General features: G+C 47.2%; 10 protein-coding genes and 1 pseudogene. 7 read left to right on the forward strand and 4 right to left on the reverse strand.

Annotation, left to right across the window (positions count from 1 at the left end; all coding sequences use genetic code 11):
* The first annotated feature begins 325 nt into the window (after positions 1 to 325).
* The 3 genes from I2503_RS08355 to I2503_RS08365 are packed head-to-tail and all read left to right on the forward strand — an operon-like array spanning position 326 to position 2,397.
* Positions 326 to 913: a DUF389 domain-containing protein gene (locus I2503_RS08355; RefSeq protein WP_196967655.1), complete on the forward strand. Its 588-nt coding sequence runs from the start codon at positions 326 to 328 to the stop codon at positions 911 to 913.
* Positions 910 to 1,314, forward strand: coding sequence for a hypothetical protein (locus tag I2503_RS08360; RefSeq protein WP_196967656.1), 405 nt, complete (start codon positions 910 to 912; stop codon positions 1,312 to 1,314). The genes I2503_RS08355 and I2503_RS08360 overlap by 4 nt, the downstream gene beginning before the upstream one ends.
* A gap of 51 nt (positions 1,315 to 1,365) precedes the next feature.
* Positions 1,366 to 2,397 carry a S66 peptidase family protein gene (locus I2503_RS08365; RefSeq protein WP_196967657.1) on the forward strand — a complete coding sequence of 344 codons (1,032 nt, stop codon included), beginning with the start codon at positions 1,366 to 1,368 and terminating at the stop codon, positions 2,395 to 2,397.
* A gap of 38 nt (positions 2,398 to 2,435) precedes the next feature.
* Here I2503_RS08365 and I2503_RS08370 read toward each other — a convergent pair whose 3' ends face one another.
* Positions 2,436 to 4,118 carry a ribonuclease J gene (locus I2503_RS08370; protein WP_196092351.1) on the reverse strand — a complete coding sequence of 561 codons (1,683 nt, stop codon included), beginning with the start codon at positions 4,116 to 4,118 and terminating at the stop codon, positions 2,436 to 2,438.
* On the reverse strand, positions 4,115 to 4,351 hold the full coding sequence (locus tag I2503_RS08375) for a DNA-directed RNA polymerase subunit epsilon (protein ID WP_196092352.1): 237 nt from the start codon (positions 4,349 to 4,351) through the stop codon (positions 4,115 to 4,117). The genes I2503_RS08370 and I2503_RS08375 overlap by 4 nt, the downstream gene beginning before the upstream one ends.
* A 164-nt stretch (positions 4,352 to 4,515) precedes the next feature.
* Between I2503_RS08375 and tsaB the strand changes: the two genes are divergently transcribed.
* Genes tsaB through tsaD form a run of 3 tightly spaced genes read left to right on the forward strand, consistent with a single transcriptional unit; the run spans position 4,516 to position 6,612 of the window.
* Positions 4,516 to 5,202, forward strand: coding sequence for a tRNA (adenosine(37)-N6)-threonylcarbamoyltransferase complex dimerization subunit type 1 TsaB (gene tsaB, locus I2503_RS08380; RefSeq protein WP_196967658.1), 687 nt, complete (start codon positions 4,516 to 4,518; stop codon positions 5,200 to 5,202).
* Positions 5,203 to 5,207: 5 nt separating this feature from the next.
* Positions 5,208 to 5,633, forward strand: a complete 426-nt coding sequence (rimI, locus tag I2503_RS08385) for a ribosomal protein S18-alanine N-acetyltransferase (protein WP_348769628.1) — start codon at positions 5,208 to 5,210, stop codon at positions 5,631 to 5,633.
* A complete protein-coding gene (gene tsaD, locus I2503_RS08390; RefSeq protein ID WP_196967660.1) occupies positions 5,605 to 6,612 on the forward strand; it encodes a tRNA (adenosine(37)-N6)-threonylcarbamoyltransferase complex transferase subunit TsaD in 1,008 nt (335 codons plus the stop codon). The genes rimI and tsaD overlap by 29 nt, the downstream gene beginning before the upstream one ends.
* A 121-nt stretch (positions 6,613 to 6,733) precedes the next feature.
* Here tsaD and I2503_RS08395 read toward each other — a convergent pair whose 3' ends face one another.
* Positions 6,734 to 7,915, reverse strand: a complete 1,182-nt coding sequence (locus I2503_RS08395; protein WP_196967661.1) for an NAD(P)/FAD-dependent oxidoreductase — start codon at positions 7,913 to 7,915, stop codon at positions 6,734 to 6,736.
* Between the two features lie 113 nt (positions 7,916 to 8,028).
* Here I2503_RS08395 and I2503_RS08400 point away from each other — a divergent pair, with 113 nt between their 5' ends.
* A complete protein-coding gene (locus I2503_RS08400) occupies positions 8,029 to 8,526 on the forward strand; it encodes a DUF536 domain-containing protein (RefSeq protein WP_196092357.1) in 498 nt (165 codons plus the stop codon).
* A 47-nt stretch (positions 8,527 to 8,573) separates the two neighbouring features.
* Here I2503_RS08400 and I2503_RS09685 read toward each other — a convergent pair.
* Positions 8,574 to 8,693 (reverse strand): annotated as a pseudogene (locus I2503_RS09685) (ATP-binding protein); the annotation flags it as partial.
* Positions 8,694 to 8,838: the final 145 nt, after the last annotated feature.

Genomic DNA, 8,838 nt, shown 5'->3' on the forward strand with positions numbered 1-8,838 from the left:
TTAGTTACAGGCTCGGCAAAGCCCTAATAAACTTACGGATTTGTATTGCTCATCTTTATTATATACCTAAACTAATTTTCCGTCATGAGTTAGCAGGCGAAGCCTGCTTGGAGTTTTAGTTTACTTTAGTACAAGGCAGCGAGTCGTAGACAGCTCAAAATCTTGAGGGAGATTTTGAGATTACTGATAAAACTTTTGAAGAAAGTTTCAATGAAGTACGGCAAGACGAGCTAACACAGTAATAAAAGATAAACTAAAAGACTATAATTTGCTTAAAACGAAAGAGCTGGTCCTCTAAATAGGAGTCAGAGTAGGAGTGAGTATCATGCAGAATAGATGGTCAAAGGAAGAATACCTCAATCGAGTAGGTGCTGAACTATTGTTTGAAAAACAACACTGGCTGCTCTTGTTTGGGTCTGTTTTGGTGGGCTGTATTGGCCTCAATCTGAATTCCATACCGATGATTTTAGGGGCCAAACTCCTCTCCCCTTTAATGCCTGCGATCATTGGTATGGGGGTCGGCCTGTTCTGGCTGAATCTGTCCCTTTTTCGACGGTCCTTGAGGATACTGGTCTTGCAAGTACTTGCCGCCATATGCCTGGCCACCATTTATTTTTGGTTAACGCCTCTCAAGACAGCTGGATCAGAATTAACTGGTCAGGCCTCCCCGAACCTTTGGAATATCCTGATTTCCTTGGTCGGTGGACTGGTCGGGGCTGTTGGAGTTCGGAGAAAAGAAAGAAATCACATAGCGGCTGGTGTGGCCCTGGCAACGTCCCTGGTTCCACCACTTTGTACTACCGGCTATGGGATTGCGACTGGTCAGCTGACCTTTGTGAGTGGAAGTCTCTATCTTTTGCGATTAACATTTTCTTCATTATGCTGGGGCATTATCTGGTCGCTCGATTTATGAAGGACAGTATTCCAAAAAGCCCTCAGGTGTTTGGGGTTTATGCCCTGTTGGCCGTTTTGATTTTATGGCTAGTCCTTCCGGCGAAAAAAGAGTCCGACAAACGAGTCCTCGCGGAGGCGGCCCAGACTTTTGTAACTCGTGAGTTTTCCCAGCAAATCGTCCTCAACCAAAGTTTGGATATGGAAAAGCAAGAGTTAGAGGTTGTGGTAACCGGTCCTGCTTTGACCGAGGCAGATATCCGAAAGCTGGAACAGAAGCAGAAAGCTTATGGATTGCAGCAAGTCCGCTTAGTTGTGCAACAAGTAGGATCTCCCGCCACCAACGATGAAGAAGGTTTGAACAAGCGGATTGCCGACTTGATTGATCAACAAATGGAGAAGAACAATACGGCTACCGATTAGAAGAGATGGAATTGTACCCAATCGTAATGATGAAACATGTAGGAGATATTTATGAATGTAAAGAAAATTGGAATTGTCAGCCTCTCCAGTGGAATACTTGGGGAAGACTTTATTGCCCATGAACTGGAACTTGGCTTACGGCGCTTAGAAGAATTGGGACAGGAGGTCGTCTTCCTTCCCAATGCTCTTAAGGGCTTGGATTATTTAGATCAGCATCCCGAGGCGCGTGCTCAAGATATGCTAGATGCCTTTTCTGACCCTTCCCTGGATATGATTCTTTGTGCTATCGGAGGTTTGGACACCTACCGGCTCTTACCCCATCTTTTTGCCGATGATGAGCTCAAGAAGGTTCTTTCTCAGAAAATTTTCTTAGGATTTTCAGACACGACCGCTAACCATCTCATGTTGCATAAGTTGGGCTTACCGACCTTCTATGGTCAAGCTTTTCTGCCCGATGTTTGCGAACTAGCTCCGGATATGCTTCCCTATACGCGTTCTTATTTTGAGGAACTTTTGGAAAAAGGAAAAATTGAGGAGATTCACCCAAGTCCGCTTTGGTATCAAGAAAGGGAGGACTTCAGCCCCGCTGGTCTAGGTAAATCCATGCCTTCTCATCCGAATCAAGGTTTTCTCCATTTGCAAGGACCCAGCACCTTTACGGGTCCCATCCTTGGAGGCTGTCTAGAGTCTCTGTATGAAATACTAGCGGGAGGTCGCTTCCCAGGTCAGGCGGAACTCTGCCAAGAATACCAACTCTTTCCTTCCTTGGAGGATTGGACGGGGAAAATTCTCCTCCTGGAAACCAGCGAGGAAAAACCAAGTCCAGAGGATTTTGAGAAGATGCTCCGCAAATTGAAGGAGTACGGTCTTTTCGATGTTGTTACTGGACTCCTTTTTGGGAAACCGCAGGAACAGGCCTACATGGACGACTATCATCACATTTTACGGGAGGTCATTGACAATCCAGACTTCCCAATTCTGGCCAATATTAACGTCGGTCATGCGACTCCACGCTGCATCATTCCATTTGGAGTAGAAGCGCAAGTGGATGCTGGGGATCAGGTCATCCGCTTTCAAGATTAGAAAAAGAGGTGGGATATAAAATCCTACCTCTTTAATTTCTATTTTTCTTCATCCGGTGTTAAAACCATTGGAATGATAATGGGTTCACGTTCAGTATTTTCGTAAAGGAAAGGCCGTAGGGCGTTGACAATCGCTCCGTTAACGGACTGAATGCTGGCTTCTTTATTTTTCAAGGCAATGCGAATTGCGTTGAAGAGGATGCGTTGACTTTGGCGAATGAGGTCACCAGATTCACGCATATAGATGAAACCACGGCTAAGGATGTCTGGACCTGCCAGAATCATCTTACTCTTGAAGTCAACGGTTGCGACAGCCAAGACCACACCGTCCTCGGACAAGTCTTTTCGATCACGAAGGACAGCAGCTCCGATTTCTCCGATGCGGTTTCCGTCCACGTAAATATCTTGGGCATTGAAATGGCCAGCGATGCGGGCGGAATCTGCTGTGAGGGCTAGGACGTCTCCGTTTTTCATAATAAAGACATTGTCTTTCTCTACGCCTGTGTCAACAGCGAGTTGGGCATGGATTTTTTGCATGCGGTACTCACCGTGTACGGGCATAAAGTATTTTGGCTTAATTAAGCGAAGCATGAGCTTTTGCTCCTGCTGACCACCGTGTCCGGAGGTGTGGATGTTATTAATTTTTCCATGAACAACTTCAACACCGGCTTCGATGATTTTATTGATTAGCTTATTGACACTTGTAGTGTTTCCAGGAATGGGGCTGGAAGAGAAGATGACTGTATCGCCAGGTTGCAGTTGGACTTGACGATGGGTACCGTTTGCAATTCGGGAGAGAGCGGCCATGGATTCTCCCTGGCTACCCGTACACATAATCAAAATTTCTTCCGCAGGGTATTCCTTGATTTCATTTGGTTCAATGAAGGTTCCTTTCGGTACCTTGATGTAACCGAGTTCAATTCCGTTAGCGATAGCCTTCTCCATAGAGCGACCAAAAACGACGATTTTACGCCCGGTCTTGACCGCAGCTTCCGCAGCCTGTTGGAGACGGAAAATGTTGGAGGCGAAGGAAGCGAAAATAATCCGTCCGTCAATGTCCTCGATAATCTTCATAATGGATTGACCAACCACCTTTTCCGAGTTGGTAAAGGTTGGAATCTCCGCATTGGTAGAATCGGAAAGGAGGCATAAAACGCCAGATTCACCGATTGCGGCCATGCGATGTAAGTCCGCTGGTTCCCCTACAGGGGTAAAGTCAAATTTAAAGTCTCCGGTACAGACAATCTTCCCTTGAGGGCTATGAATCACAATTCCCAGAGGTTCTGGAATCGAGTGAGTGGTACGGAAGAAGGTGGCTTTGAGATGTTTGAATTGCAACTCACTGTTGTGGTTGATTTCAAAGAGTTTGGCATCTCGCAAGAGTCCATGTTCTTCTAACTTTCCGCGGATCAGAGCCAAGGCCAAGGGACCGGCATAGATAGGGATATTGGCTTGCTTGAGAAGGAAGGGGATTCCTCCGATGTGGTCTTCGTGACCATGGGTGATGAGCACACCTTTGACACGGTCAATGTTGTCGACGATATAAGAATAGTCAGGAATGACGTAATCAATCCCTAACAGATCGTCTTCTGGAAACTTAATCCCGGCATCGACGATGAGGATTTCATCTTGGTACTCAATCCCATAGGTGTTTTTCCCGATCTCACCGAGACCACCAATGGCAAAAACCCCAACCTCCTCTTTTTTTAGTTGGTAGCTCATGATGGGAACTCCGTTAATTCGAAGTTAGCATTCTCTTTCTCATAAGCCAAGTGGTTTTCAGAGAGAGCCTCAATCAACTCGATGTTGTAGTCGGTATTGTTTTCAACCAATTCTCGGGCTTGAATGCGACCTTCCAATTCAGTTTTAGCATCGATATCGAGATAGAGTGAACGAGTTGACTCACGACGTGGGCTGCGGTCTTTGACTTCTTGATAGTAAACTTTAAAAATCATAGGTTTCCTTTCTAGTTATTGCGCCTTTTCATAAGAAAAGGAAGGAGGGGAACTTCAGAAGATCCGGCTCCTTCCTCTCTGAATCGCTAAATTTTGTTTCGTTGCAATAATGCTGATTATATCATAAAATAAAAGGGATTATCAAGTAAGGACAATAGAATCAGATGAAAGTTTTATCTCTGGATACCTCTAATCAGGCCTTATCAGTGGCCCTGCTAGAGGAGGACAAAATGGTCGGGCAAGTGACCCTGGCCCTTAAGAAAAATCACAGTATCACCTTGATGCCCACCATCGACTATCTTTTTCAATCTTGTGACTGGCTACCAGCTGATTTGGATCGGATTGTGGTGGCCTATGGACCGGGTTCTTATACCGGGGTTCGAATTGCCGTGACCACGGCCAAGGTTCTGGCTCAGACGCTAGGGGCAGAGTTGGTGGCTGTATCGAGTCTACGGGCTTTGGTTCCCGCCTATGTGAGTGGGACTGTGGTGGCCTTGATGGATGCTCGCCGTCAGCATGCCTATGCTGGTTTTTACCAGGATGGTGTGGCTTATCAAGAGGAGGGCTACTATGCTATGGAGGAGATCCTCCGTTTGGTTGCTGAGCAAGAACAGGTGACGCTTGTGGGAGAAGTGGCAGCCTTTGAGACAGCCATCCGTGCGGCGCTGCCTGAGGCGCGTATTTTGCCGACTTTGCCAGATGCAGTCCTTCTGGCTCAGATGCCGGATGTGGAGCTTGTGGAGCCGCATGCCTTGGTGCCCAACTATCTCAAGCGGGTTGAGGCTGAGGAACAGTGGTTGAAGAAGCAGGGCTCAGAGGCTTCGGATGAGTCTTACATTAAACGCGTATGAGGGTGGTGACAAGTCAAGAGGTCTTTGACTTTCTGAATCAGGTGTATTCAGCTGGTTCTCCTTGGACGGAGGAGATGATTGCCCGAGACCTGGAGCGGGACGACACCCATTTTTGGACCCTCTATAAGGGAGCGGAGTTGGCAGCTCTTTGTGTTGTGCAAGATTTGGCTGGGGAGCGGGAGATTTTGCAGGTAGGGGTACTGCCTACTTTTAGGGGGCAGGGGTTGGCTCGTGCTCTACTCTTGTCGCTCCCCGGGGAACAGCCTTATTTTTTAGAAGTAAGAGAATCAAATCAGGCGGCGCGTGGGCTTTATGAATCACTTGGATTTGTGGAGGTCGGGCGGCGACCAAACTATTATCGGAATCCTGTAGAGGATGCAATTTTGATGAAGGGAGAGTTGTATGGACGAGAAAATCATTCTGGCATTTGAGACCTCTTGTGATGAGACCAGTGTGGCGGTCTTGAAGGAGGGGCGCTTGGCTTCGAATGTGATTGCCAGTCAGATTGAGAGTCACAAGCGTTTTGGTGGTGTGGTGCCAGAGGTAGCCAGTCGCCATCATGTTGAGGTTATCACGGCTTGTATTGAGGAGGCCTTGAAGGAAGCTGAGGTTGAGGCAGATGATGTGGATGCTGTTGCGGTAACCTATGGTCCTGGTTTAGTGGGAGCTCTCTTGGTCGGTTTGTCGGCAGCCAAGGCTTTTGCTTGGTCTCATCAGTTGCCTTTGATTCCGGTCAATCACATGGCGGGGCATTTGATGGCGGCTCAAGATCAAGCGGACTTGAAGTTTCCATTGATGGCGCTCTTGGTTAGTGGCGGTCATACCGAGTTGGTTTATGTCAAGGAGCCAGGGGACTACCGGATTGTTGGGGAAACGCGAGATGATGCGGTGGGAGAAGCCTATGACAAGGTTGGTCGTGTAATGGGGCTAACCTATCCGGCGGGTCGGGAAATGGATGAATTGGCTCATCAAGGCCAAGATGTCTACGATTTCCCCAGAGCCATGTTGCAAGAGGATAACCTTGAGTTTTCTTTCTCTGGCTTAAAATCTGCCTTTATTAATCTTCATCACAATGCGCAACAAAAAGGAGAAGAACTCAATCAGGCAGACCTGGCGACCTCATTCCAAACAGCTGTCCTCGATATCCTACTTGGAAAAACCAAGAAAGCCTTGGAGCGGTACCCGGTCGAAATGCTAGTGGTAGCAGGAGGCGTGGCTGCCAACCAAGGACTCCGTCAGCGTCTTGCGGAAGAAATCACGGATATTCCAGTAGTTATTCCCCCCCTACGTCTCTGTGGGGACAATGCCGGCATGATAGCCTACGCCAGTGTCAGTGAATGGAACAAAAACCATCTAGCGGGGATGGACCTCAATGCCAAACCAAGTTTGGCCTTTCCAACTGTGGAATAATTACAGAGGTAGGAACGCCCTCATGGGTGTCTGTCCTACTCTCATAAAGAACATTGCAAAAAGACTCCGTTCAACTCTGTATGAGAAGTTGAAAGGAGTCTTTTAACGTTCTATTCGTTTATTAGTCATAGGAAATAGAGGAGCCAGCAACCCAGCCGGAGGCGAGGGCACTGGTGATGTTGAAGCCACCTGTGTGGGCGTTGATGTCCATGACTTCCCCAGCAAAGTGGAGGCTGGGAACGAGTTTGCTTTCCAAAGTTTTGGGATTGATTTCTTTGAGGTCAACTCCTCCTTTGGTCACAAAGGATTTGGCTAGGGACATTTTCCCGGTCACGGGAATCTGAAGGCCCTTGATCTTGTTGAGAACGTGCTCCCAATCTTTGGTTGGGACCTGTTTGATAGGAAACTCAGCTAGATTCCCAAGGAGGAAGAGTGCCAGGCGTTCTGGTAGGAGGGTTTTGAAGAAGTTCTTGGCTTGTTTGTCACGGTTCTGCTCCAAGAGGTTCACAAGTTCTTCCTTGGACCGGTCAGGAAGCAAGTCCAATTCAATGGTCTCCCCTCCTTTGATGAAGGAAGACATCCGGAGAGCTGCTGGTCCTGATAGGCCAAAGTGGGTAAAGAGGAGGTCGTGACGAATTTCGCGTTTGCCAAGTTTGAGGATGACTTCGTCAAGGGAAATCCCTTGTAATTCCTTATGCGGAAAGTCTGTTAGAACAGGGCTTTCCGCAGCTTCCAGGTCCGTAATGTGATGCTTGAAATGGCGTGCTACGTCATGGCCAAAACCGGTCGAACCTGTTGAAGGGTAGGATTTTCCACCGGTTGTGACAATGAGACGTTGGCAGGTCCACTCTTGATCGGCGGAGCGGAGATGGAAGACTTCGTCCTTTTTCTTAACCGACACAATTTCCGTTTGGGTCAGAATGGACGCCCCCAGTGACCTGATTTTATTCTCCAAGGCTTCAATGATGGTACGCGACTTATCGCTTTTTGGAAAGACCCGCCCATGATCTTCGACCTTGAGCTCCACTCCTTCTTCTTCAAAAAAACGAATAATGTCGTGGTTGTCAAATTGGGAAAAGACGCTGTATAAAAAACGGCCATTGCCAGGTATGTTGGCAATGAGATCGTCTAAAGTCCCGTTGTTGGTCACATTGCAGCGGCCACCGCCAGTTCCGGCTAGCTTCTTGCCTAGGCGACGGTTCTTGTCGATGAGGAGGGTCTCTTGGCCATAATAGGCACTTGCAATGGTGGCCATCATGCCTGCAGGCCCGCCACCCAATACAATCGTTTCAAAATGCTTCATACAGCTATTGTATCATAGGTTTTTAGAAACTTCGGAATATTTGACAGTCCAAGTGGGATGTGATAAGATTTAGATACCAAAAAAGAAAAAGTAAAAGTTACATTGAGGGTCTTATGGCAATTGAGAAAACCGTCAGCGAACTTGCTGAAATTTTAGGAATCAGCCGCCAAGCCGTTAATACCCGTGTCAAAACCCTCCCACCTGAGGATCTGTCTAAGAATGAAAAAGGCGTGACGGTTGTTACACGGAGTGGCTTGATTAAGCTAGAAGGTATCTACAAAAAATCCATTTTCGAAGATGAGCCAATCAGCGAAGATGCTAAACAAAGAGAAATTCTACAAATATTGGTGGATGAGAAGAACGAAGAGATCACGCGCCAAGAAAGAGAAATTGAACGGCTTCATGAGCAATTGAAGTCCAAGGACGAGCAACTCAGGACCAAGGATTCGCAAATTGCAGAGAAGGACAAGCAGTTGGACCAGCAACAGCAACTAACCCTTCAGGCCATGAATGATAAAGATACCTTGAAGTTGGAATTAGATGCGGCTAAGAAACAAGTCGAAGAGCAGCAGACTAGAAAAGGATTCTGGTCTCGCCTATTTGGAAATTAGTCAAACTGAAAAGCAGTCGGACACGAGTCGGACTGCTTTTCAGTTGGTTAAATTTGTGGAAGCCGAAGGGTAGTGCAAGATCCGTGACCTACCAGGCTTTCGACAAAAAGGTCTCCCCCTAATTGTTGGGCAAGCTCTTTGGCTTTGTAGAGGCCAAGCCTATGACCACTTTTTATACTCATTTAGTTTATCTTTTATTACTGTGTTAGCTCGTCTTGCCGTACTTCATTGAAACTTTCTTCAAAAGTTTTATCAGCAAGCTCAAAATCTTCCTCAAGATTTTGAGCTGTCTGCGACTCGCTGCCTTGTACT

It is taken from the genome of Streptococcus sp. NLN64 (assembly GCF_015831295.1).
Classification (GTDB): Bacteria; Bacillota; Bacilli; order Lactobacillales; family Streptococcaceae; genus Streptococcus.

What these genes read in the sequence shown, in the direction of transcription:
- I2503_RS08360 (WP_196967656.1), top strand. Translation starts at nt 910, where the DNA reads ATGAAGGACAGTATTCCAAAAAGCCCTCAGGTGTTTGGGGTTTATGCC.
- I2503_RS08370 (WP_196092351.1), bottom strand. Translation starts at nt 4,118, where the DNA reads ATGAGCTACCAACTAAAAAAAGAGGAGGTTGGGGTTTTTGCCATTGGT.
- I2503_RS08400 (WP_196092357.1), top strand. Translation starts at nt 8,029, where the DNA reads ATGGCAATTGAGAAAACCGTCAGCGAACTTGCTGAAATTTTAGGAATC.
- tsaB (WP_196967658.1), top strand. Translation starts at nt 4,516, where the DNA reads ATGAAAGTTTTATCTCTGGATACCTCTAATCAGGCCTTATCAGTGGCC.
- I2503_RS08365 (WP_196967657.1), top strand. Translation starts at nt 1,366, where the DNA reads ATGAATGTAAAGAAAATTGGAATTGTCAGCCTCTCCAGTGGAATACTT.
- I2503_RS08375 (WP_196092352.1), bottom strand. Translation starts at nt 4,351, where the DNA reads ATGATTTTTAAAGTTTACTATCAAGAAGTCAAAGACCGCAGCCCACGT.
- tsaD (WP_196967660.1), top strand. Translation starts at nt 5,605, where the DNA reads ATGGACGAGAAAATCATTCTGGCATTTGAGACCTCTTGTGATGAGACC.
- I2503_RS08395 (WP_196967661.1), bottom strand. Translation starts at nt 7,915, where the DNA reads ATGAAGCATTTTGAAACGATTGTATTGGGTGGCGGGCCTGCAGGCATG.
- I2503_RS08355 (WP_196967655.1), top strand. Translation starts at nt 326, where the DNA reads ATGCAGAATAGATGGTCAAAGGAAGAATACCTCAATCGAGTAGGTGCT.